Origin of the sequence: Okeania sp. SIO2F5, from assembly GCF_010692685.1 — a bacterium.
GTDB lineage: Bacteria > Cyanobacteriota > Cyanobacteriia > Cyanobacteriales > Microcoleaceae > Okeania > Okeania hirsuta.
In genome coordinates this window covers 1-26,038 of sequence record NZ_JAAHGU010000109.1, presented here as the reverse complement: position 1 = coordinate 26,038, position 26,038 = coordinate 1, and the positions used below count along the sequence as shown (strand labels likewise).

The window sequence follows — 26,038 nt, the reverse complement described above, 5'->3', positions numbered from 1 at the left end:
AATGATTTGATATTTTTGATTGAATTGGATTGTGGATTAATCAATTGCTAGAATGATTAATTAATGGTTATTTTTAGTCAAAATCTAAACCAATTTTTGGCAATATCATTCCATAATGTGCAACCCCTATTATTTTTGATTAAACTAGAATTTACGCAAAATCAGAGCGTTATACGCACTTCTGTGATATAATGTGCGTTGCAAAACACCCTGCAGGTATGTCTATCCGTAAGTCATGATGAGATCATTTCTCTGATTACCCCTCAGAACTAATCAACTCCCGATACACTCCCTCTTCCTGCAACATTTCCTCATGAGTACCGCGCTGCACCACCTCGCCATATTCCAAAACAATAATCTCATCACAATCACGAATAGTACTCAACCGATGCGCCACAATAATACAACTACACCCCCGACTCTGCAAATTATCAACAATCATTTTCTCTGTTTCCGCATCCAAAGCACTCGTTGCCTCATCCATTACTAATATTGTGGGATTATTTACCAAAGCACGAGCAATTTCTAACCTCTGTCTTTGACCCCCACTTAAGTTTGCTCCTCCCTCCAATAACTCACCATCGTATCCACCAGGAAATGCCATCACTGCTTCATGGATAACGGCATCTTGACAAGCTTTCATCAGTTGAGTCGTTGATATTGTCGGGTTCCACAAAGTTAAATTATCGCGCACCGTGCCACCAAATAAAAATATTTCTTGTTCCACCATCGACAGAGAATGAGTTAATACTGTGGGCGAAATATTCTCTCTGGGAACACCATCAAACAAAATTTCTCCCTCCCACGGTTGATACAAACCACAGATTAATTTGGCGATCGTCGATTTTCCCGAACCACTACCACCAACTAATGCTATTTTTTGCCCTGGTTGCAACGACAAATTAAAATCTATGACTAAAGGTGGATCTACCTGTGAATAGCCAAATGTAATATTCCTTAATTCTACATAACCTTTGAGTTTTGATTCTTCAAATACTTGCTCTTTTTCCCCTTCAGCTTCTTCCTGGGTCTCATTACTCAATACATCATCAAGTCGATTCAAATCTCCTTCTAATTCCTGGAGAGTGCTGCTAAAACCAACCAAAGTATTTACAGGTTCCTGAAAATTTAACATCAAACTCTGAAATGCTACCAACATTCCAATACTCAGTTCCCCTTCCATGACTCGCAAACCACCTACGACTAATACCAATACTGATGTTAGGGATGATAAAAATGTTGGTAAAATCTCTAAAGCTTGATTTGTCACTTCCAACTGTTGTTGAGTATTCACAGTTTTCGCATAATATCCAGACCACCGAGAAAAAAAGTCTGACTCCAGCGCCGATGCTTTTAGGGTTTCCATACTTTGCAACCCCGCAATACTTGCCCCCGCAAGTTTACCTTCGTCTTGTACTAACCGCATATTGGCATCTACCCGTTGCCGAGATACCCACTGCAAGGCTAAGATATTTACCGCAGCAAAGCTAATTCCGATTAAAGTTAGTACGTGGTCGTAGGCAAACATCACCAACCCATAAAATACTATCATCACTGTATCAATAACTGTAGTTGCTAACTGACCGGAAAGCACCTGGGCAACTTCATTATTGATATTGACGCGATCGCTAATTTCTCCAGCATATCTTTGAGCATAAAATCCTACTGGTAGTCGCAGAATATGCCACATAAACTGACTAGACATGCCTACAGATAATTTAATCATTAATTTTCTCAGGTAGCGTAGTCGCAATAAAGTCAGTAAAGTTTGTAATATCATGGCGATCGTCATTCCCAAAACTAGGGGACGCAACCAGTTAGTACGATTTTCCACAAGAATATTATCAACAAATATCTGGCTAAATACTGGTACTGTCAAACCGGGAATTACTAGCAGAAAGCCTGCTATTATACAATAAATTATTGCGCCTAAAGATGGTCGGAGTCTTTGATATAATAATGGGATGATGCTTGGTTTACGACCACTTTTTTCAAATTCATCTCCGGGTTCGATAGTGAGGATAACTCCGGTAAAGCCTTCATCAAATTCATCCCAGGAAACTTTGCGAGGTCCGGTAGCAGGGTCGTTGAGGAAAACTTGATGTTTGTTAAATCCTTCTACGACTAAGAAATGATTAAATTCCCAAAATACAATGTAGGGGGGAGATATTTCGTCAAGTTGATCGAGGGTTTCTGCTTTGAAACCATTTGCTTCCATTCCGTAATTTCTGGCAGCACCAACTATTTTAGATGCTTTGCTGCCATCGCGGGAAACTCCACATTCTTGTCGGAGTTTGGCAAGAGGTACAATGCGACCGTGGTAAGCGAGGATGATACTGAGGGCAGCAGCACCACATTCAACGGCTTCCATCTGAATAATTGTAGGGGTTTTGACTCTTTTTTTTTCATTTGACTTAGAAAGAAGAAGTAATATTATGTCCGGTTGAATAGTTATAAATAATGAGAGAGCACTCAGGAGTCGGGAGTCATGAATCAGGAGTTAGGAGGGAAGAGTAGAAGAAAGTTTTTTGATTACTAATTATCCGTTAGCGCAGCTCCCCTGGAAGGGGGCACATGATATAAGGGTAGTCCTAAAGATGTCAGGATATTAGTTCTTACATCCCTTTAATGATCGGAAGGTAGACTAGAAAAATTATTACTTGTTTACCACTACCGATATAAGAAGCAGTACTATAAATAGCTACAAACTTAATTTGATTACTCTATTTAAACATCCGATCGTTACTCAAGTTATAATACGGATTTTAACTGGTCAATTTTCACTGGTTTAGAAATATAATTATTCATTCCTGAATTTAAACAAATTTGGCGATCTTCTTCCATTGCATTTGCAGTCATGGCGATAATATAAAGTTTTTGGCTATCTGGAAAATGTTGACGAATCCAACAAGTAGCTTCTACCCCACTCATTTGTGGCATTTCCATATCCATTAAGATAATATCATAGGATTTACAAGGACTAAAAAGGGGGAAAGAATACTTCTTTTGATTAGAGAATAGCAAAAAATAAATTATTCAATTTTTGGACTACCCCTACTCCCTTAAATTCAGTGCAATGAAATATTTTTTGACTCGGAAGTCCCTTACTTATTAAACTAACATAATAGTAATTAATCGACTCAAATTGAAAACGCAAAGCAAGTGATCGCCAATTAAATCTGAAGAATAGTAAACTTCTATCTAGGGTTTGCTGAAAAAGTCTTTTTGTAGGGGGTAGGAGGACTGAGTCAGGAGGAATAATTGTCTGATATTTGTCTCTCTAGGTTTGCTGAAAATTATCACATTTTCAGCTTTTTGGAACGAAAAACTTGCATTTTTTCCGTAAAAAGGCTAAATTATTTACAAATAAAGGCTTTTTAGAGTTATATCATGTATCCTTGAATACTTATACTTTGGTGGAAAGAAGGCAGAGGGCAAAAGGCCTTTATGTTCAAGGGTTTCTTCCAATTGTGACTTAATTCTATACACAAACGATGCTACCGGACATGATATTAATCAGCAAATCCTATCTATTCTATAATTACTTATTATCTCCGCTTAATTAGGGATAGAACTCCGTTCCGTGCTCCGCGTTACATGTCGCATTTGCGTTTTGCTGGCGCACAACTGCGTTAACGCTGCGCGACATTTTTGCCCAGCATAACCTTAGCGCAGCTCCGACCCAGGAGATAGGATGCGTTGTGCGCCAGCTAAACAAAAAACTTTCTCCGATCTTTCTTTGTCTTCTTTCCTTCTCATTCCCTGTCTTGAACGCAATTTTTCCTTCTTCCCTCTTCCTTCTTCTATAATTTTCCTAATCCTAATAATGTACGCTAATATAACAAAAAGTTAACATTATATGTATGTCCAAAAAAAATGGACTCAAAACTTAAATATGGCAGTTAAAGTAGGAGATCGAGCACCCAATTTTACCTTACCATCCCAAGACGAAACCCCAGTTTCTCTATCTAACTTCCATGGTAAGAAAAATGTTGTCGTTTATTTTTATCCCAAAGACGACACACCTGGATGCATTAAAGAAGCTTGTGCATTTCGAGATAAATATCAAGTCTTTACAGATGCTGGTGCTGAAGTGATTGGTATTAGTGGAGACTCTCAACAGTCTCACAAACAATTTGCTAGCAAGTATAATTTACCCTTTACTCTTTTAAGCGATACTAGCAACAAAGTCAGAGAATTATATGGTGTTCCTGCTACACTTTGGATACTGCCGGGTAGAGTTACTTACGTCATAGACAAAGAAGGAATTATCCGTCATATCTTTGACTCTATGCTCAATTTTGAAGCTCACGTTGAAGAAGCTTTAAAAACATTAAAAGCAATACCTGCCTCAAGAAGCTAGAAGGCTTTCATCAGAGACTTACGCAAAATTCTCTATTATCCCATAACCGCAGTTTAGGGCGCATTGCAACGCACCCTGCAATTAGAATTTTTGCGTAAGCTCTAATTGTTAAAATGAATCACTCAGAGATTAGTGAATATACCAAGGAACAAGTTGCTTAGGACATAGACTGATGATGAACCTCAGATAGGAAAAATTTTTCCCCCTGTTCCCTATTCCCTATTCCCTATTCCCTATTCCCTATTCCCTGCTATAACTCCAATTCTGATATCATTCTAAACCTGAGCAGATTCAATACCTGCTACTTCATCAGTATTATGAGCTGCCTTCCCATTGCTACTATGACCATTAGTAGGTCGTGGTTGAATTAAACCATAACCACCATGATGATAACGTTTGTAGATCACATTAATTTCGCCTGTTGCAGCATTGGAAAACATATAGAAATCATGATCGATAAATTGTAGCTGCTCTAGTGCTTCTTCTACCGTCATCGGAGACATAGCAAAATATTTCGTCCGTACTACTTCACTAGGTAGCTCCGGTTGGCGATCGCCAATCAAATCCTGCTCTACTGGTTGTGATTCAATCATCTCAACAGTTTTAGCTTTACTCACCTTGGATTGACGCTTTTCTTTATACTTTCTTAATTGGCGTGCAATTTTATCTGCTACTAAGTCAATACTAGCATACAAATTCTCGCTACTTTCTTGGGCACGAATGACTGTACCGTTAGCGTAGATAGTTACTTCTGCTGTCTGCTTAGGATTTATCCGTGGGTTTCGAGCTACTGACAGATGTACATCTACCTCTGTAGTGAGTTGTTGAAAATGGCTAACTGCTTTTTCAATTTTTTGATTAACATACTCGTGAATGGAATCGGTTATTTCTATATTCTTACCCTGGATAACAAGCTTCATAAGCTCCCTCCGCTAATGTTTGGGATTTACTATTTAGAGTAGCACTTTGTATTCTCCCTAACATCCTATCTTTAAAATCCTTTGCATCCCTTGACATTTCTTGATTTTTTTGGCTTGAATTTAGCTAAATTTACAAGGGTAAATTTATCCTTGATTGTTTGGATAATTCACAGTACCCAAACTGACTCCTAACTACTCTAGCTATATAACTCAACTATTAGATATTGGTATTTCATCACATTGTCCACTTCAAAACTCTCTAACATGCTTTCTCAAGATAATCCCAAGTTACCTCCCCCTTGCCATTTAATTTGTCCAGGATTAATCAGTTACTCAGTGGCCTGGGAATGGCAACAATCACTTGTCCAACAACGTCGTAATTGTCCAGAATTGACTGATGTCCTAATATTATTAGAACATCCACCAGTTTATACTTTAGGACAAGGGGCCACATTAGATTTTCTCAAATTCGATCCCAGTCAAAATGAATATGAACTTTACCGAGTGGAGCGAGGTGGGGAAGTTACATATCATTGCCCCGGCCAACTGGTGGGTTATCCTATTCTCAATTTACGACGTTATCAGCAGGACTTACATTGGTATCTACGACAACTAGAAGAAGTATTGTTACAAGTGTTAGATGTCTATGGTCTCGATGGTGAAAGATATCCAGGTTTAACAGGGGTTTGGTTAGAGGGAAGAAAAATAGCAGCTATGGGGATTAAAGTTAGTCGTTGGATAACTATGCACGGTTTTGCTCTAAATGTTTGTCCAGATTTAGTTGGTTTTCACAGAATTGTACCTTGTGGTATTTCTGATAAATCTGTAGGTAGTCTGGCAGAGTTTATTCCTGGTATTACTATAGATGAAGTCCTTCCTCAAGTAGCTGCTGCTTTTACTAAAGTATTTGGAGTCGAGTTAATTTGCTATTCGAGTTAATTTGCTATTAATGTTAAAAAGTGTTTCGGTCTATAATGCGGAACAAACAGCTGATCGGCAAGGGGATGTGCGACCCCTCCTCAAATTAAACGACAAGCTAGAAGTCGGGGATTTAAACCCAAGCTTTCGTACTCAAAGCTGAGTGCTGAAATGCTGAGAGCTAGTTAAAAAGGTATAGGATCGGAGTCGTCTGGAGGTGATTTCTCTTCTGGTATATTTGGTTTTGATTCTTCGTTGAAAGTAGAGCTACGACGAGACTTTAAATCTACAACATTATTATAGTTTTGCTCTTGTGGTTGTGTCTGAGTTACAGTTCTTTTACTAGGTTGATTTTTGGATGTTTGACTATCATCTTGAGTCATAGCTTCAGGACTAACAGGATATATTCTGGAAGCTGTTAATTCAGCTCGTTTTTCTTTAAAACCTTCTGGTAGTTCAATAGTATTCATATTCAAGCGACCTTCCACAATTACAACATCTCCTTCGTGGTATTGTTGACTAACTTGTTGAGCTAAATCTCTCCATGCTACTACTTTTAGTACAGCAGGTTTTTTTTCTACTCCTAAATTAGAAAATTCCACCATCATTTCTGCTACTGGTAATTGAGCATCTGCTGTGTAGCGAAGTTCTGGATCTTTGATAATTTGTACCATCAATATACAGCTATTCATTTTAATTTTTAACTATGACTAATTGAACAAAGTAAAAAGTAATAAGTAAAAAAATTTTAGGGGCGGGTTTAACCGAAACCTTTGACTTAAGCACAATGAGTTCTAATAACCCGCCCTCTAATATTGAGTTTATTTCTGCTCACCTATCTTAACTTATAATGCCCTTCAAATATTGAGTTTATTTCTGCTCACCTAATCTTAATTATAATCCCCTTCAAATTAGCAAAAAAAAGGAAAACAAAAACAAGATAATTATAGCAATCTTATTTTAGTTTAGAAATATTGTAGATTTTAGGAAACAGGGAACAGATATGGGAGAAACACTGAAGCAATAAAACTATCACAAACGATTTAGGATTGCTATAGTAATCGAAGGAAAGGTGAGAATATATCAAAAGCTTAAAGTTCAGACAAAGCCATATTTTCCCTTCTTCTTTCTTCCTGATAATTAATTATAGTAATCGAAGGAAAGGTGAGAACATATCAAAAGCTGAAAACTCAGACAACGCCATATTTTCTCTTATTCTTTCTTCCTGATAATTAATTATAGTAATCGAAGGAAAGGTGAGAACATATCAAAAGCTGAAAACTCAGACAAGCCATATTTTCCCTTCTGCCTTCTGCCTTCTTCCTTCTTCCTTCTTCCTTCTTCCTTCTGCCATACTATCAAGCATTTAGTTTCTTCCCAGTCATAAATAAATTCACAAAATCATTAATTGTATTGCGGTAATCCCTCAAAGTTTTATCAACCCAATCTCGATCGTTACTATCTGCATAAATATGTACTAAGGGTTCTCCAGCATCCGGTAAAACTAATACCCAATTATCATTTTGATGATTAATAATCTTTACTCCATCAGTTAATTCTAATTTTTCTGGAGAATTAGTTTCTACTAAATACCGCATTAAGGCACCTTTTACTTTCCAAGGACAACGTACTTTATAGGAACGATGAGTAACAGCAGGAATATCCGCACTGATTTGTCCTAAAGAGCGCTCTTGAATAGTCAACATTTCTATTACTTTAGCGATACAAAACATTGCATCAAAACCAGGATGTAATTTAGGAAAAATAAATCCCATATCACCACTCCCACCTAATACCACATTATGATTAATTTGACAAGCCTCCATTAATGCCGTGGGATTTGCTTTTGTCCGAATCACATGACTATCGTGACGACGAGCAATTTGCTCTACTGCCGCAGAAGCATTTATTGGTACTACTACCGAACTGCGTGGATGAGCAGTTAACATCAAATTAACCATTAGTGCAGTTAACATTTCACCACGAATAGCAGAACCAGTTTCATCTACTAATATTAATTGTTCTCCATTTGCTGCGACTTGAACTCCTACATTTGCTTGTAAAGCTTCTACCACCCGACCTAATTGGTCTAATAAACTCTCTTTTTCTTCTTGCCCTAAAGAAGTCTCTTTTAAGCTCGCATTTAAAACTACAGCATCACAACCAAATTTAGCTAATAATTGTGGTAATACTGCTCCAGAAACACCATAACAATAATCAATTACTACTTTAGATTTACTATAGCGAATTGCCTCAGAATTAAGCAGATTTTCAAAGCCTTTGCTATAAGCATCTAATACTTCATGGCGATAAACCACATTGCCAATTTCTGGAATTTGTACTCGCCGTAAATCTTCTTTAAAATATGCTCCCTCTATCTTTTTTTCCTTCGTTTTAGAAAGATTAATTCCTTGAGAATCAAAGATTTCAATTAATATTTGGTCTGAGCGGTTAGGAGAAAGACGTACATGAATACCACCTACAAGATTCATAGTTGGTAAAATTGTTCTGGCAATAGGAATTGCAGTAGATTCTAAATTTATTACGTTCACTCCAACTGACATTAAACCAGCAATTAAAGACCGAGAAACCATCCGAGATATACTGCGTTGGTCGCGAGAAGCTGATATTGTTGAACCAGGTTTTAAAGTAGAACCATAAGCTGCTCCTAACTTCACCGCAAATTCTGGAGTAATATCTATATTTGCTAATCCCTGCACCCCTCGTTGTCCAAACAAATTTCTCTTAGCAGTTGTTCCCCAAATCAAATTAATATTCAGGGTAGCTCCAGATTCTACTTTTTTACTAGGCCATACTCTAACATTGGGACTAATTTGAGCCTCTTCTCCTACAGTAGATAATGAACCAACCACAGCACCTTCTAATACCTGAGCACGACGGTCTATCCGCGCACCTCGACAAATTACACAAGCTCTTAAATTTGCATCCTCTCCCACCAGTGCTCCATTCCAAATAATTGGCCGCTTCACATCAGCATCTGCACCAATTGTCACATTATCTCCAATCACACTACCTGCTTCAATCTGCACTCTTGGGCCAATTCTACAGTTATCTCCGATTAAAGCTGGTGTCTCAACTTTAGCTGTCCGGTCAATATAAGTATTTTCTCCTGTCCAAAGTCCGGGCGATCGCTCTTGATAAGCAAAATCAAGTTTTACTGTATGTTGAAGTGCATCATATTGAGCTTCCCGATAGGCATCTAAATGTCCGACATCACACCAATAACCTTCTGCTATATAGCCATACATTGGCTCATTTTTATCTAACAATAAAGGAAATAATTCTTTCGAGAAATCACTTTCTTGATTATCTGGTAGATAGTTTAAAATTTCTGGCTCTAAAATATAGGTTCCTGTATTAACAGTATCAGAAAATATTTCGCTGCTAGAAGGTTTTTCTAGAAACTTTTTTATCCTCTGTTTTTCATCTGTAATTACTACTCCAAAATCAATAGGATTAGGTACACGAGTTAGTACTAAAGTGGCTTTTGAATTATTTTTTTTATGAAATTCTATAGCTGTAGTTAAATCAAAATCTGTAATTGTATCTCCACTAATTACCAAGAAAGTTTCATCGAGAAGTTCAGCAATATTTTTCACACAACCAGCAGTTCCTAGAGGTTGTTCTTCCTCTATAGCATAAGTCATTTGTACTCCAAATTGACTGCCATCTTGGAAATATTCACGCATTACATCAGGCAAATAATGTAAAGTAGCAATAATTTCCCTAATTTGATGTTTTTTTAATAAATTAATAATATGTTCGGCTATTGGGCGATTTAAAATTGGTACCATTGGTTTTGGAAGATCGCAGGTCAGTGGTCTGAGTCGTGTTCCGGAACCTCCTGCCATTAATACTGCACGCATAATTCCTCCTTTGTTATTGATTTTGTCTTGCTATATATCATTCATTCATACTAATTGACACTCCTTTGATCTGATTGTGTCAGATAACAAACAATGGGTCAAAACTAATTATTTCCTCTACAGGTATTGTTTTAAAAATAAACAATACTGTCATTAAAATTTTATTTATTTACTTTGACAAAATTTTTGTTTAAATTTTTTATCTAAAATTTTACTTCAATTTTTTTTTCAAAATCAATCAAACTCCAGGAATAATCATAAATTTTAGACATAGCAATCATTATAAAAATTAAATTTTTCCCTGATTTTTTATGACTTTTCTATTCCTCAATTCCTATTAGGGGAATAGCTGTAGAAAAATTTTGTGAAAATATTATCTAATTTTAATTATGTAATCATTAAGTATATATAGTGTTTTTATTTAAGATGTAAATCTAATTTGAGATTTTTATAATAAAAATAGTTTGTCGGTCGTTCGCCTTACATCCTTGTTTTTGCTACTATTTAATTCTTTTTTTCCTCCTTTAGTATTTCCTCCATACCTTTTTCATAGCAATTGGTCTCCACATCCCAGATAAAAACGCTATAGGTCAAATTAATCTAGAAAATGATTGTTTAGAAAAAATATAAGTTAGGCAATTTTTTCCACCTCGTCTGAAATTTTGTACCTCAGTTTTATATTTTTTTACCGAAAAATTGTGGGTATGCGCCTCCCTTTTTAAGGGGATAATAAAGAAAAATTTTCATGATTAGTCAATCCTATCCGTTTTCAAGGAGAGGTAATTATTAATTATTAATTATTAATTGTTGAAACCCACCTACTTACCTATATTACCTATATTGGTTATAATAATATGATGAATATTAAACCTAAAGTCCAATTAAAATTAATTACATAATTATATTGGGCTACACTTGAAAAATTGACCTTTTAAGAGTTTTGTGCCATGAGTACGTTAATTGGCCTGTTATTACTGGTTGTATATGGAGGTGGAATCTGGAAATTCTGGAATGGGTTTGAACAGACGAACTTTTCCAAGAACTTTCAGAATCGTTTGATATTATCTATATTGTGGCCTGTTTTATTAATTGGTAACAAATCTTACCGTAAGAACTTTACAAAAGCTCTGAAAGGTTCTAGACGATAGAGAAATAAATGTCCAAAAAAAAGTCTGCCTTGTCCTCAGATGGAGACCAATCTTCCTGGTTCGCTCAAAAAAATTTAGATAATTGGCATACTCAAATCATCGCAGTACAGAGTCGCTTTGATCGAGATTACCGAGGAGAGTCTTTTGAGTTACCCTCGGAAATTGAAGCAATGCCAATATTTCATGATTATGCCTCCGGTAATCTCACAGCAAAAATAGTTTCACCTTTTTGGGAAATAGCTAAACCTAAGAAAAATCAAAAATGTTTGGATATTGGCTGTGGAGTGAGTTTTTTGATTTACCCTTGGCGTGATTGGGAAGCTTTTTTTTATGGTCAAGAAATTAGTACAATTGCCAGAGATAATCTAAATCATCGAGGCTCTCAACTAAATTATAAACTATTTAAAGGAGTAGAGTTAGGACCTGCTCACCAATTAAATTATCAAGCAAATGAGTTTGACTTAGCGATCGCTACAGGCTTTAGTTGTTATTATCCCATAGATTATTGGGAAGAAGTACTTAAGGAAGTAAAACGCATTCTTAAACCTGAAAATAACTTTGTTTTTGATGTGCTTAACCCAGAACAACCATTAGCAGAAAATTGGGCAATTTTAGAAACTTATTTAGGAGCAGAAGTATTTTTGGAACCTTTAGAAAATTGGGAAAAAATGATCGACGCTATGGGCGGAAAAATAGTAAGGCGACAACCTGGAGAATTATTTCAAATGTATAAAATCAAATTTTAATTAGTTAAGAAGTTTGAATGGGAGATTGCTAGTTACAGAGTTGAGTCTTCAAGACATAGCAGAGAAAAGAAGGAAGAAGGAAGAAGGAAAAATATTGTCTTGTCTGAACTTTAAACTTTTGATCTATCCGCGCCCTTCCCTTTGATTGCTATATATTATATATTCTAAGGAAAGTAAATTAAATAAGACCGGAAATTTATGTTTGAGATCTGATAAAACCTCTTAAAAGTAATTAATTTTATCTGGTTTGAATTGATTTTCATTCCTTAGTTAATTAACAATAACAAAAATTTTCTCTCTAATTCTACAATCTTCTCACTCTTTCTCTATTCCCGATTGCTTAGATATACAAGAAAACTTCAATTTTAACATTCATATTTTTGTTTTGAACGACACCATATTCTCTGCCAATAATACGAATTTGAAAAAAGAATGTAGTCGAATAATAAGTGTAATTAAAAAACAATTGCAGGAAATTTATGACCAAAAAACTGGTATAGAAGCCATTCATTCTGACTCCTATTTCACATTCATATCTATGTTTTGAACGAACCATATATTCTCTGCCAATAATACGAATTTGAAAAAAGAATGTAGTCGAATAATAAGTGTAATTAAAAGACAATTGCAGGAAATTTTCCTTTGACAAAAAAGAGAATTTATGAGCGAAGAGTTGGTATAGAAGCCATTCATCTGACTCCTAACTCCTGACTCCCGCGATCTAACAGATTAAAGATTTTTCTATTCCATTGACCTAAGCAGATTTTACCTGAGCTTTGTTTTCCAACAGACTCCTAATTGAAGCTTTTTCAATTAACCCAACTAAAACACCGTTTTCATCAATAACAGTTAATTCATTAATTTGCTTTTGTTCCAATAAAGAAACTACTTCTAAAAGAGAAGTTTTAGCTACCACAGTCTCCATATTTATTACAGGTTTCGTTAATTCTTTTACCATAACTAAAGGCCACTCAGAGGTATTAACTACTTTCAAATCATCAACGTTAATTACTCCTACTAACTGATCTACTTCATTAATAACTAAAAACTGTTTTCTACTATCTTTCCCAATTATATATTCATTCACAAATTCTCGTAGAGAAAGACTAGCTGAAACAATTGGGCGATCGAGAATAATAGCATCTGCTGCAGTTAAGTCTGCAAGAGTACCTTGGATTTCTGCATATTGGGCAGAACGACCAGCATTTTGTAGTAAAAACGAACCAATTAGAATATTCCAAATATTAGGAAAACTACCAGATAAAAAAGTAGGAATCAAACTAGAAACTATTGCCAACCAACCAAATACTTGACCTACTCTACTAGCAAAAATAACTCCTTTGTAAGGGTTATTTGTGATTTTCCAAACAATGGATTTGAGAATGTTTCCACCATCGAGAGGTAAGCCAGGAATTAAGTTGAATAATGCTAAAACTAAGTTGATGTAAGCTAAGAGTTGGAGAATTGCAGCTAATGGTCCGTTGATGGCTGTAAATGTATTAATTATAGTAAATAAACCAAATAAAACTATACTTACTAACGGACCTGCAATTGCCACCGAAAATGCTTCTCCAGGAGTTTTTGATTCTCTATCTAAACTAGCTAAACCTCCAAACAAAAATAAGGTAATTGATTTTACTTCTATTCCTTGAGATAGAGCAACAAAACTATGACCTAACTCATGAGCTAAAACAGAAGAAAATAATAATAATGCCGCTATTAATCCTAATATCAATGGTAGCATCCCAGTCAATTCTGGAAATTGCTCTGCCAGACTGCTACTATAAGTTAAAGTAACAAGAACTAAGACAAGGAACCAGGATGAGTTAATATAAAATGGTATACCAAATAGATTGCCGACACGAAAAGATCTATTCATAAATTTTTCCTCTAAGTTAATAATCTTTAAATTAAGGGAATTTTTTCCTCTTGAGAAATCTATATATTTACTGTAACAAAATGTAAATCAGCTTTGTAGTTTCTTAATATAGTGGTATCCCTCCCTCAATGTTCGGTCATAGAGAAATTAACTAAATTATTTTCTGATATTAAATTTATGATGATTTTATCATAATATAGCCTGTTCCAATTCATTCAGATACAGGATTTGGGATTTCAGGAAACAAGCAATAAATTAGATGTAACTTCACTAGATCATCCAGAAATTGTGGAAAATTTCACACTAAAATAACAATTATATGTGAATTATATGTGAATTAGAAGTTAATTTAGAAGTTAATATAGATACAGCAATCCGGCATGATTTATGAGAATTTTATTACTTGGGTATTCCCTATTCTCTATTCCCTATTCCCTAAAATCTACAATCTCTCACAACTCAAATAAGATTGCTATATTAATCATAAGTGACAGAATAAAATTAATTTTCAGTTGAATTCTTGTAAATTGTAAATTCTAGATGTTATTTGTATAGAAGTATTTGAGCAAGTCACAACACAATTGTATGATTATTCACAAAAAATTATGAATATTACAAAGAATTTAGCAGAATCAGTTAAGCATTTTACTTTAGAAAAAACAGAATAATTATTGAGTTTCAGGTAAATTTCAAAATCTAACAATAGAAAACGTTGATGATAAATTAGACAGTAGGGATTAAGTAAGCACTTTTTTTAACTAACCTGGCAACTATATCTCGGTTTTATGTTTATTTATACCCACTTACTTAAGAGGCGATCGCTAGATAAATTTTATCTGAATCTTGAAGAAGAAAGAGGGAAAAAGAAAGAAGAAAAAATATTGCTTTGTCTGAGTTTTAAGCTTTTTATCTGTCCTAACCTTTCCTTCGACTGCTATATTATATTTTCCAAAAATTCAATTCTAAAAAAATATTTTTCAACAAGCCAAAATACAGTTATGAAAAGCTCAAAAAAATTTACCTCAGCTCTGGAAGATATCTGTTTCCTGTAAGAAAATATTGACGAATTTGAAACATTGATCGCCAAGCAATAGCATTATAATTAGTACGAGCTGATGCTAAATTATTTCCTTGAGTATCAAATACTTCAAGCCATCCATCAGCACCATCAGTAGTTGTACGAATAACTAATGTATCTTGACCTTCAATAGTTATTCTCAATCTATAAGCTTTACCCCAGTTTCCTTCTTCCGCTTTATGATAAAATTTGTAGGATTCCCAAACACTATTTGGTAGTTGATTCACTGTTGCTTCAAAATCATTTTCTCCATCAACTGCCATGCATTTTGGTATCTCATCAAATTTCTGCAAATCACTTAGATAAAGTCCTCCATAAACACTTACAAGGTTTTCAAAACTAAAGGCAAATCTTAACTGATACTTATATTCATCAACAAATTCTTTTTGTAGAAGTTATTCTGCTTTTTCAATATTTAATCCGTGAATATAAAAAGACAAATTTTCATAGGCTTTAATTACTTCAATATCTACAGGTTTTCCCTAATCATAGACTTTTAAATATTTCTGATAATAAAATCCTTTGGCAGTTTCTACAAAATTACTCATTGTTAATTCCAAAAAATTTTACTCAAAAAAAAATAACTATATAAAATTTAGAATAAATATTTGATTCTCTTGGCAATCCCTTTTCAGTAATCAACAATTTTTACTCGGATTAAAGTCAAAATTTTATCTAAAATTAAAATGATATTTCCCCACACTTCCCACAGCCAAAAATTTCACTTTCCATGCCTATATCTATAATTTATAGAGAAATTTTCACTGCCAGAGGTAAAGGAAAACCGACGATTTTTCCTCACAGCAGAAATTCCCGACTCAGACAAAAGATAAATGGAGAAAATTCTCTGATCTTCCACAACCAAAAATTTCACCTTCCATACCTATCTATGGATAAATAGAGAAAAATCTCTCATCTCCCACAACCAAAAGTCAGGCATTGCCCAACCTATATCTATATTTATAGTTATTTAACTTAAGAATGAGATATTAAACTATACAATAATCACGAATAATTTCATCTAAAGATTTATGTGAATCGCCATACATTCTGGCTCTCTTTAATGCACTAAAATCATGTTCAATCTTATTTAAATCAGGAGAATATTTGGGGAGGAATATTACTTGATGCTCTGTTTATTCTACCATTTCTCTAATTATATTTTTGCCATGGATTGGAGCATTATCCATAATTAATACTCAAGGAATTTCTCATCAGGGTGATCAAAATATTGATTACCAGCCTTCAAATCCTTCTGCATTTAAACTTTCTGTGAATATCATTGGGGCAATTAAGTCCTTTTTTCTTTTTATTCTCCCCCCTAATAGGTTTTCTCTTTTTCCTCTCTTTCCTTGATAGAGACAAGCGATCGCTCATCTCAATTCACAACGTTTCCCCAAATTCATCACACCAGAAAATCCAGAGTAAAGCTGATTATTTTCCAAGGTGAAATTTCACAACTTCTACTCCCAAACTCAACAGAAGGTTCAGCAACATCTCGTTCCAACAAATCAACAACTTTTCCTAATGCCAAACCAGCATCACTTTCCAATTTAAAAATTGCCTCTCTTCCCAAACATTCATAACACCTTAAAATCCAATATTGATTATTCTCTGACCGTTTCAACGCCATCAAAATTAAATTATCAGTTTCCCAACCCAAGAAACGATAAGTTTGTGGCAACTTTCCACCAGATTTTTCAGAACTAATCCACGGCATTACCTTAACAAGCAAAGGCAGATTTAACTCATAACCCCGTTGCACAGTACCAGCACTTTCCCAACTTCCCAAATGAGGATAAATAGCATAAGTAAATTCGTGAATTCCCACATCAGCCTCCTCATCAGGCCAAGTCGAACCCCTTAATAAAGTTAAACGTAATTCATCTGACTTTGCATCATATCCATACTTACAATCATTCAGCAAACTTGCCCCATAATTATCATCACTAATATCCGCCCAACGTAAAGCAGGAACTTCCCATTTTGCCTTATCTCTTTCTGTCTGAAACTTAGTCATTCTTTTAATTGCTCCACAAGGAATTTCATAAGTAACAAAATCCGTATCTATATTTATAGGAAAAGCAGCTTTAACTAAAGTATGACTTTCCTGCCAATTTACCCAACATTTAATTTTTAGCAGTGGAGAACCAAACTCCAAAATATAATCCTGACAAAACTCAGACTTTCCTATTCTTCTAATAACCCGCAGACAACTTCTTAAATCTCCTTTTTCCATCCACCCAATATCTATTAATTTTGCAGCAGCTAAAGGATATTCTTGATAATTTGGATCGATATTCCAAGCATCCCAATATTGACCCTCATCTTGAAAAGCCTGCAATTCATTCCCCTTCCCTTTTCCCAAAACTTCCCATTCATTAATCTTGTCAAAAATACTCTCCAAATTTCCCGTTTCCCCCTCCACCTTTACCCGTAATAAATCATTCTCTAAAAGCCATCTTTCACCATTTAAACTAACAGTATTGACAAACTCAAATTTTTCTGCTATCCTTTCTGTAAAATAGGCAATAGGTGTGCTCATATATAGTCTTTTGTCCAAACCAGAAAACCCGCAACATAGCCAAAACACTCGATAACCAACCCCAGGTACATCAGAAGCAACAAACAATAAATCCTTATCCGACACCTGAGAACTAACTAATTTTCCCTCATTGTCATAAACTAGCCAGTCATTTCGATCATTTTGCATACCAGCAGAATAATTATCCATATCCAAACCCTCTCCCTGCTGCCTACTCCCCACACCCCAACAATCCTTTTTTTCCGGAGGCGCTGGCAAAGCAACCGAAACCAATTCCGAACGTTGCCAATTCAGAGAATTAAAAACAATAACCCGATAAAACATCCCATCTTCACCAGAATCAAACGAAAAAGGCGGACAAAAATCAATATGAGAAGCGATCGCCTCCATCGCCTCATCCAAAATTTCCAACCCCAACCGTTCAGACTCCCTCCAACCATTATTAGCATCCACATAAACATCAGAAATAGCCGAACCAGGCAAAATATCGTGAAACTGATTAAACAAAACCCCCTTCCAAGCAACCTCCAAATCATTCTTCCGATAAAAAGCACCAGTCACAACCGAAGCAAAAACAGCAAACAACTCCGCCTCATACAACAAACCCTCACAACAACGGTTCCATCTCTTTTGATCAGCATGAGTCGTATAACAACCTCGATGAAACTCCAAATAAAGTTCATCCCCCCAAACAGGATAATCATCAGAACCTTCCCCCACCAACTCTACTAAAAAATTCTCAGCAGTCGTAAACTCCAACAAAGGAAAAAAACCAGACTCCCGCCATCTTTTCCCCACCTCCAACATATCCCTAGTCGGACCCCCACCATGGTCTCCCACCCCAGGCAACCACAAAACATTTTTTCTACTAGTTTTCACCAACCATTCACAAGCAAACCTTCCCATCTTTACAACATCAATACTTTCTCCTATCGGCGGTAACATCAAACTAAAAATTCGACTTTTATCCAAACCTTCCCACCAAAAAACCTCAAAAGGAAACTCCATAAAATCATTCCAACGCAACTTTTGAGTCACAAAATATTCCATACCCCCACCCTGAAGAATTTGTGGAAGTTGCCAACAAAAACCAAAACTATCCGGCAACCAAGCTACAAGAGAAAATCTGCCAAACTTATCCCAAAAATAACCTTGACCATATAAAACCTGACGAACAATTGATTCCCCACTCACAGTATTTAACTCTGGTTCTACCCACAAACCCCCAACAAACTCCCACTTTCCCAACTCTACTTGCGCTTTAATTCTATTAAATAAATCTGGTCTATTTATTTCTATCCATTCATATAGTGCCGGAGTCGAATGACAGAAAATAAGTTCCGGAAAATCTTGTTGTAAATTCAATACAGACTCAAAAGTTCGTTGCGCCACTTCCCAAGTTTCTTTGACATCCCATAACCAAGCTAAATCTAAATGAGCATGACCCAATAATTTCAGTTTTAAACTATTAATATACTTCTCATAAATTTTGACTATTTCAGCATTAACTTTTATCAGACACTCTTCAAACTTTTCCCTCTCTCCAACTGACTGCCAATCTATCAAATTTACCGCATATTTTATTCTTTCTATATCTAAGTCATTCTCAGTCTCAACTTTTGCCAAATATTCAACTAAAATTTCTAACTCATCTGCCAATAAACCAGGGTCTAGCTGATAATTATCCACATTTTCATACACGCACCAAGACTTTACTAAAGCTCCCCAGTCATGTACCGGACTTACCAACTTAATCCCAATTAAAAAAGTCTCCCCAACCATTGCCTTTGGAGTTAGTAAAATTCGACTCGAACAGTCAAATAAATCTCCTGTTTGTACTAATTTTCCATTTACATAAATTTCCGCAGATTCAGCCCACCAAGTTAAACTTAATTTTAAAGATAAATCAGCTAAAAAATAGTTGTTTAAGTGTGAGGGAATTATCAATTTTTGCCCTAACCATAAAATCTGTTTACCTTTTTTCCAGGCAATATGTTTTCTCTCATTTGTTACGGCTAATTCCCAAGTATCTAAATTTTCAAGTGCGGTTAAAGGTATATCTCTTTGCTGACATCGCCATTGTCTTTGAATATCTACTTGGGTTAGTTTTCGTAGTTTTTCTATAGTTGTTGAAATTTCTCTAATAGAAAATTGCATAAAGTTTTGATTTGTTGATTATTGAATGTTTAGAAAGAGTATATAGCAGAAGAAAGAAGGAAGAAGAATAGATAGGATATAAGCTATCGCTCCACTCAACTGAGAAGATAGGGAAAATATTCGTTTCAATGGAGTTAAAGAAAACATTTTGTGAAGCTCAAAAAAATCTGTGAGGTTTTTAGTCTTGCATTCCCCAAAAAATTGTGAGAAAATTTATGTATTGGGAGTTGTTCGCCCCTACGCATGACTATTTATTCAACTAAAAACGCCACACTTTTTACTGATAACTATAGATAGAGAGATATAAGCGATCGCTCCACTCAATTTAGAACAGAGAGAAAATATTCATTTCAGTAGAGTCACAAAAAACATTTTGTGAAGCTCAAAAAAATCTGTGAGGTTTTGAGCCTTGCATTCCCCAAAAAATTGTGAGAAAATTTATGTATTGGGAGTTGTTCGCCCCTACGCATGACTATTTATTCAACTAAAAGCACTGCACTTTTTACCGATAGCTATATATAGATGAGCGATCGCTCCACTCAATTTAGAACAGAGAGAAAATATTCATTTCAGTAGAGTCAAAAAAAACATTTTGTCAAGCTCCAGAAAAAAAACGTGATGCCAAGGTTTTTTGCCTTGCATTCTCCAAAAAATTGTGAGAAAATTTATGCATTGGGAGTTGTTTGCCCCTACGCATGACTATTTATTCAACTAAAAACACTGCACTTTTTACCGATAGCTATATATAGATGAGCGATCGCTCCACTCTACTGAGAAGAGCAAAATAAGCATTTTGTGAAGCTCAAAAAAATCTGTGAGGTTTTTTGCCTTGCATTCCCCAAAAAGTTGTGAGAAAATTTATGTATTGGGAGTTATTCGCCCCTACGCATGACTATTTATTCAACAAACGCCCCGATATTCCAGGGCCAACGCATCTAAATTCTGGAATCTTCTACAGTTAAGCTTTAGAGAAGTAATAAGTATAAACACTCAGAACCCTAACATCCTTGCCCTGTTAGAACTTCAAAATAAGATGCGTTTGCCTTGCCCGATATTCTTTCTAATTGAAATTGAGATGTAGAAGTAGATTCTGATTTTTTTCTAACAACAACTTTCTTGCAACTCACCTAAGTCCTTGATTAGCTTTCCTCATAGAAAAAAAAATTTCATCAAAACCTTAGCTAATCCATAGATAAGTAAAGCCAAATCATATTTCATATTTCAATTTACTCATAACTGAAACAAACTTATTCCTAACTCCAGAGTCTCATAAAACTTCGCTTCTGAGATATAATAAAGCTGTTTAGTAACATACTACTCTCTATAATTAGTTCACTTTTAACTCTATAAAAATTATCCGATCGCCTTCTCCTATTCCCTATTGCTTCAAAAAAGCGCACTGCCTGCGCTGAGGTTTCCGAGCACATAAAGACGGAGCAAGAAAAAGAAAATCATGAAAATAAATAAACCTACCCCTATCAAAAATTTAAAATAAAAATGACATCAAGTCCTTATAAAAGTAAAGTATTAAACTTTGTTTCTGAAAAATATCGCCAAATATTAGATAGAAGCGATCGCGTCTTCAATCAAGTAAAATTTGCAACTACCAACACAATTCAATTGCTACTTTATCCAATATATGTGTTGCTGCAAACCTCTCGCCTAGCAGTCAAACAGCTAGGAAAAAAGGCATCCGTAAAAAAACCACAAATCACAAATAAAGTCAATAATGAAACAACTAAAAATCATCAAAATACTAACCAACCTATTCAGCAAGCATCACTAACAACAATACAAACAGTCACCCCACCAGCAGCTAAACTCCCAGTAAACACCTCAACTTCTTCCCTAATTAAACCCAAATCTGAACTTTTCCCAAGACTAGACATTAAATTTGAAAATCAAGACACCCTGGCAGATAATCATCAAAAATCTGAACTTTTGACCAAAGACCAACAAAAACAGCCACTTATCTTAACAGCTTACTTAGAAAACAACACCCCATTGCAACTTCAACCATGCGCCGAAATTGCACCCAACTCTAGATATATGAGTATTTTCTGGCAAATTATGGCCTGGGTGCAAACCAGTCAAATAGCCTTATGGTTCAATCTATTTGAGGAATTGAAATTACCCCCGGAGAAAAATAAACTAATTCAGGAAAAAAATAATTACCAAACACTGCCATTATTGTCAAGTTCCAATCTAATTTTCCGTGACTTTATTAACAATATAGCTAAACATTACATACACCCAATTACTAGAAGTCTAGGTTTAAATGAATTACTACCACCTATTAACATAGAAGAATTACCCTTTGAATCATTGTTAGAAGTAAAACAAGAGGAAGACCAGGTACAGAACTCTTCTCAAAAGACCATTTTCACTTCTAATAATTCTGCCAACATAGAAACTATCAGATTTAGAGAAAATCGAGGCAGGAGCATCAAAACTTTAACAAAGACAAATGAACAAAACTTTTCCCAGACCACAAAAAATGCCAAAGTTTCGATTCAATATTATAGTAGAGAAGATAGTAGGCCAGATTACCAGCAAGAACAAGACTGCTTAGAAGTAGCCTCAGTTTCAATAGGATATATCAAACATCCTCTAGAAGAAATATTGGGATGGGTGGATGTGGTTATGACCTGGATAGAAAAAGTATTTGCACAAGTCTGGCAATGGAGCCAAAAGAAGTTGAAAAATATTTGACACATATATTGTAGTCAAATGAGACAGTATTTAGATATGATAAGAAAGTTGTAGATTTTTCATAATCAATATCAATTTTTCACATCCTGGGAGAAAACTAATAGATGCTAACTCTAAAAATAGTCGTTAATATTGTCGTCCTCTTCTTTGTTGCATTATTCATTTTTGGATTCTTGTCCAACGATCCTGCTCGTAACCCTAGTGGTCGAGATATGGAGTAATAAAATCTCTATATTTTTAGAGACTGAGTAAAAACTTGCACCAAGATTTCAGTCAGCCTGGAAGTCCACTAATCTGATTAAGTGTTATATTCCAGGCTAGTTTTTGACATAATTTATAAAATATGATATGTAAAATCAAATTCAGTGAGTAACTGAATAATATATCCAGACCCTAAAGAGTGGAAAAAAGTAATCTCCAGGCCAAGCTAATTAGATTTTTACTCTTGAATTGATAAATCTTCTGTAAAAGTTCTAACTCTTAAGTTTATGATCGACTCCGATCTTTAACCTTTGAGCTTAATGTTTCTATCTGAAATATGTCCTATCCTCTGCCCCCACCACAACTACCTCCAATAGTTGAAACCCTCCCTTCACAAACGGTAACCCAATCTGTTACAAAATTACGACAGCAAGTACCTAGCCCACTGCCAAAATCAAACCAGGGGACTGAGGAAATCATATTGTCTGCAAAAAACACTTTCTCAGGACAAGAATTCAGAGAAACCGTATTATACAAAATTCCTCAAATTAAATCCACCTTTGACCCTGTTAGTCCAGTAAGTCCAATTCATACAACCTCAGCAAGTCTGGGACCACCTGTAGAAATAGATATATCATCAGCAGAAAAAATTTCTACTATCGAAAACCAAATTAATTTAGATAGAAAACTAACATTCTCCTCTACTTCCTTCTCAAATTTCTCCGAATATACAGCCAGAAAACAAGAAGAAGAAACTACTACACAAATAAACTTATATAGCTCAAACAGTAGAGACATTCTAGAACATTTCAGTAAGAATACTGCAAGTACCAAGCAAAAAATAATTACCTCAAAATTTTTCAGTCAACCAGAGCAACTTGAAACACAGACACAAAAACAAACACTTGAAATAGGACAAACAATAGAAGATAGTTCCCCAAAATTGCCCAATCTTCCCCAAGAGCAACAACCTATAGACCAGCCAGATGTCCCAGAATCAAAAGAAGAAGAAACACCCGTTCCCATAGCAGATCCAGAATCTCAAACCCAAGAGTCAGACGAAGAAACAGAAAATAAACAACCTATTACAGTACCCTTGCCAGCAGATGTAGTAGAAGTAACAGCAGAGCGTCAAGAATATGACGACCAACGGCGACTAATTACAGCAGAAGGTAAAGTAATAGTGCGATTTAGTCAAGGACTCGTTAACGCAGACAAAGTACAAATTAACTTAACAACTCGTCAACTCCTGGCTACGGGAAATGCTGTTTTTACTCAAGGGCAACAAGTATTGCTAGGAGAACGCATGGAATACAACTTTACCCTAGACAAAGGAGTAATTGAACAAGCAAGTGGAATTATATTTGTCGGTAACGCCGAAGAAACATCCTCATCATCCCTACCCACCACAGAAGGAGTAGGAGCATTACAAGCAAGAACATTAAGCGATCGCATCAGTGCTACTCAACCACCAACAAATGTCAAAGCAACTGAAGGCACAAAAGTTACATTTGAACCCAAACTAGAAGCACCCGAACAAGCAGGAACAGTTAATAGACTACGCTTTGAAGCAGACCGTCTCAACTTATTAGGTGCAGGCACCTGGGAAGCCACAAATCTCCGACTCACCAACGATCCATTCTCACCCCCAGAAGTAGAATTAAGAAGCGAGCGTGCTACACTCAAACCCCTATCCCCCTTTCAAGATGAACTAATCACCAAAAAAGCACGGTTAGTATTCGACGATCGCTTTAGCTTGCCACTATTTCGCGAACGAACAATCATTGACCGTAACCAAAGAGACCCCCTACCAATTCAAATTGGTTATGACCAAGATGATAGAGGAGGATTATTTGTTGAAACCACATTTGAACCCCCACTTCAAATACCATTTCAAGTCAGACTCACTCCCCAATATTACTTAGAAAGAGCATTTTTAGGAGATGAAGGCGACTCCCCCATAGATGATAACGTTTTTGGTCTCAAAGCTTCAATAAACGGTTCCATAACCCCCACAACTCAACTAGAAGGACGAGCCACATTTCTCACATTCAAAGACTTTCCCGACCTAGAAGAAGACGACTTTCGGGGTAGCATTCGACTAAGACAGTTATACCAAGGTTACAATGTAACAGGAGAGTATAGTTATCGCGATCGCTTATTCAATGGTAGTTTAGGATTTCAAACAGTTCACAGCAGCGCAGGTGTCGTTCTTACCTCCCCCCTAATACCACTAGGAGAAACTGGTGCCCAACTAAGTTTTCAGACAGGTTATCAAGTTGTCAATGCCAGAACAGACCGTCGGGAATTATTAACAGACCTCCAACCATTTGAACCCTTACCCGATGAAAATGATGAAAATGATGACGACGATGCTAAAGCACGAGCTGACCTTGGTCGTTTCCAGAGCGTAGTCTCCCTGAGATACCCACTAACTATCTGGAGTGGAGAAGCATTGCCAGCGACCCCGACCGAAGGCTTGAGATATACCAGCAAACCAGTAGTTCCATTTGTGCAAATGGTCTTAGGACTGACTGGTGCTACTAGCCTTTATAGTAACGATGAAGACCAATCTTATCTTCGTGGCAGTCTTGGGTTTACTGGTCAGTTTGGACATTTTTCCAGAGACTTTTTTGATTATACTGGATTCAACTTAACTTATAGCCAGACAGGTCTAAGTGGTCAGTCACCTTTTTTCTTTGACCGCGTTGAAGACACGAATGTCCTCTTATTTGGTCTTGTCCAACAGATTTATAAAGGTTTTCGGGTTGGCTATCAAAGTGGAATCAACATAGAAAATGGTGATATTCTCGACGATCGAATCACATTAGAATATAGTCGTCGTACTTATGGAGTCATATTAACTTTTAGTCCCAGACGACAAACTGGTACATTTAGCCTCCGGATCAGTGACTTCAACTGGCAAGGTGGTACAACTCCTTTCTCAGGGGAAGATATTCGGCCCGTAGGTGGCGGTGTGGTTCGTTAACGAAGTCAGAAGTCAGAAGTCAGAAGTCAGAAGTTAAACCACCCCTAACCCCTCCCAGGAGGGGAAGTAGGGGATGCGTGAGCAACTCTCCAAAAATATTTCGCCAGTCAAGGCGGGGTTGCACGACTTAATTATAAGGTTTCTAGTTGCTCCAATTCTCCGATATCTGGGATAGTTTCTGCCTCATAGGCATCTGGTAGAAGTATTCCCACAAGTTTGACCCCATCCATAATAGTTGTGCGTGAAACTCCTGTAATTCTCTCTATGGCACGAAAACCCATGCCATTAACATACATTTTCCAGCAGTTGCGTTTGAGATCATCACTATATCCGTATGGGTTTATATTCTGCGATCAATTGACGGCCACCTCACGAGGTGACAAGCTAGTTGAAAGCTATATAGAGAAAGGAATTTGCCTTCGGGAGCTGAAAAATATTTCAACAAAAAGAAAACGCTTATTGAGAATGGAAGGGGTGTAGTGCGTTCGCTGCGCG

15 protein-coding genes and 2 pseudogenes are annotated in these 26,038 nt (G+C 36.0%); 7 read left to right on the top strand and 10 right to left on the bottom strand.

Translation table 11 applies throughout. The features are described from left to right. Positions 1-256: 256 nt before the first annotated feature. Both F6K27_RS24650 and F6K27_RS24645 read right to left on the bottom strand, forming a co-directional pair. On the bottom strand, positions 257-2,371 hold the full coding sequence (locus F6K27_RS24650; protein ID WP_375339698.1) for an NHLP family bacteriocin export ABC transporter peptidase/permease/ATPase subunit: 2,115 nt from the start codon (positions 2,369-2,371) through the stop codon (positions 257-259). Between the two features lie 380 nt (positions 2,372-2,751). After that, a complete protein-coding gene (locus F6K27_RS24645) occupies positions 2,752-3,024 on the bottom strand; it encodes a response regulator (protein WP_287277247.1) in 273 nt (90 codons plus the stop codon). Positions 3,025-3,895: 871 nt separating this feature from the next. On the opposite strand from F6K27_RS24645, the gene F6K27_RS24640 reads away from it, so the two are divergent. Beyond that, positions 3,896-4,363 (top strand): peroxiredoxin, encoded by a 468-nt coding sequence (locus F6K27_RS24640; protein WP_124144988.1) that lies wholly within the window; start codon positions 3,896-3,898, stop codon positions 4,361-4,363. 275 nt (positions 4,364-4,638) lie between these two features. On the opposite strand, the gene hpf is transcribed toward F6K27_RS24640, so the two are convergent. Then, on the bottom strand, positions 4,639-5,283 hold the full coding sequence (gene hpf / locus F6K27_RS24635) for a ribosome hibernation-promoting factor, HPF/YfiA family (RefSeq protein WP_124144984.1): 645 nt from the start codon (positions 5,281-5,283) through the stop codon (positions 4,639-4,641). Positions 5,284-5,547: 264 nt separating this feature from the next. Here hpf and lipB point away from each other — a divergent pair, with 264 nt between their 5' ends. Next, the gene (lipB, locus tag F6K27_RS24630; RefSeq protein ID WP_124144983.1) at positions 5,548-6,222 is read left to right on the top strand and encodes a lipoyl(octanoyl) transferase LipB; all 675 of its coding nucleotides are present in this window, start codon (positions 5,548-5,550) and stop codon (positions 6,220-6,222) included. 164 nt (positions 6,223-6,386) lie between these two features. On the opposite strand, the gene F6K27_RS24625 is transcribed toward lipB, so the two are convergent. Together F6K27_RS24625 and F6K27_RS24620 are read right to left on the bottom strand one after the other, a co-directional pair. Further along, complete coding sequence (locus F6K27_RS24625) at positions 6,387-6,893, bottom strand: single-stranded DNA-binding protein (RefSeq protein WP_287277248.1); 507 nt, start codon at positions 6,891-6,893, stop codon at positions 6,387-6,389. Between the two features lie 666 nt (positions 6,894-7,559). After that, a complete protein-coding gene (locus F6K27_RS24620) occupies positions 7,560-10,088 on the bottom strand; it encodes a mannose-1-phosphate guanyltransferase (protein WP_287277249.1) in 2,529 nt (842 codons plus the stop codon). Positions 10,089-11,035: 947 nt separating this feature from the next. On the opposite strand from F6K27_RS24620, the gene F6K27_RS24615 reads away from it, so the two are divergent. Both F6K27_RS24615 and F6K27_RS24610 read left to right on the top strand, forming a co-directional pair. Next, positions 11,036-11,236, top strand: coding sequence for a hypothetical protein (locus tag F6K27_RS24615; RefSeq protein ID WP_124144980.1), 201 nt, complete (start codon positions 11,036-11,038; stop codon positions 11,234-11,236). Positions 11,237-11,244: 8 nt separating this feature from the next. Then, positions 11,245-11,982, top strand: a complete 738-nt coding sequence (locus F6K27_RS24610; RefSeq protein ID WP_124144979.1) for a class I SAM-dependent methyltransferase — start codon at positions 11,245-11,247, stop codon at positions 11,980-11,982. 754 nt (positions 11,983-12,736) lie between these two features. On the opposite strand, the gene F6K27_RS24605 is transcribed toward F6K27_RS24610, so the two are convergent. The 4 genes and pseudogenes from F6K27_RS24605 to F6K27_RS24590 form a co-directional block, all read right to left on the bottom strand. Next, positions 12,737-13,861 (bottom strand): site-2 protease family protein, encoded by a 1,125-nt coding sequence (locus F6K27_RS24605; protein ID WP_124145583.1) that lies wholly within the window; start codon positions 13,859-13,861, stop codon positions 12,737-12,739. A 1,017-nt stretch (positions 13,862-14,878) separates the two neighbouring features. Then, positions 14,879-15,202: a hypothetical protein gene (locus F6K27_RS24600; protein WP_124145584.1), complete on the bottom strand. Its 324-nt coding sequence runs from the start codon at positions 15,200-15,202 to the stop codon at positions 14,879-14,881. A gap of 726 nt (positions 15,203-15,928) precedes the next feature. Continuing rightward, positions 15,929-16,294, bottom strand: a pseudogene (locus F6K27_RS24595) (transposase); the annotation flags it as partial. Positions 16,295-16,344: 50 nt separating this feature from the next. Continuing rightward, a complete protein-coding gene (locus F6K27_RS24590; RefSeq protein WP_287277251.1) occupies positions 16,345-19,641 on the bottom strand; it encodes an alpha-mannosidase in 3,297 nt (1,098 codons plus the stop codon). 1,497 nt (positions 19,642-21,138) lie between these two features. Between F6K27_RS24590 and F6K27_RS24585 the strand changes: the two genes are divergently transcribed. From F6K27_RS24585 to F6K27_RS24575, 3 genes are all read left to right on the top strand, one after another. Further along, complete coding sequence (locus tag F6K27_RS24585) at positions 21,139-22,353, top strand: hypothetical protein (RefSeq protein ID WP_124145586.1); 1,215 nt, start codon at positions 21,139-21,141, stop codon at positions 22,351-22,353. A gap of 104 nt (positions 22,354-22,457) precedes the next feature. Continuing rightward, positions 22,458-22,574, top strand: a complete 117-nt coding sequence (locus F6K27_RS24580; protein WP_124145587.1) for a photosystem II reaction center protein I — start codon at positions 22,458-22,460, stop codon at positions 22,572-22,574. A 317-nt stretch (positions 22,575-22,891) separates the two neighbouring features. Next, entirely contained in the window at positions 22,892-25,543 is a 2,652-nt protein-coding gene (locus tag F6K27_RS24575) for a DUF3769 domain-containing protein (protein ID WP_287277253.1), read from the top strand. Between the two features lie 137 nt (positions 25,544-25,680). Here F6K27_RS24575 and F6K27_RS24570 read toward each other — a convergent pair. Next, positions 25,681-25,909: pseudogene (locus F6K27_RS24570) on the bottom strand (IS1 family transposase); the annotation flags it as partial. Positions 25,910-26,038: the final 129 nt, after the last annotated feature.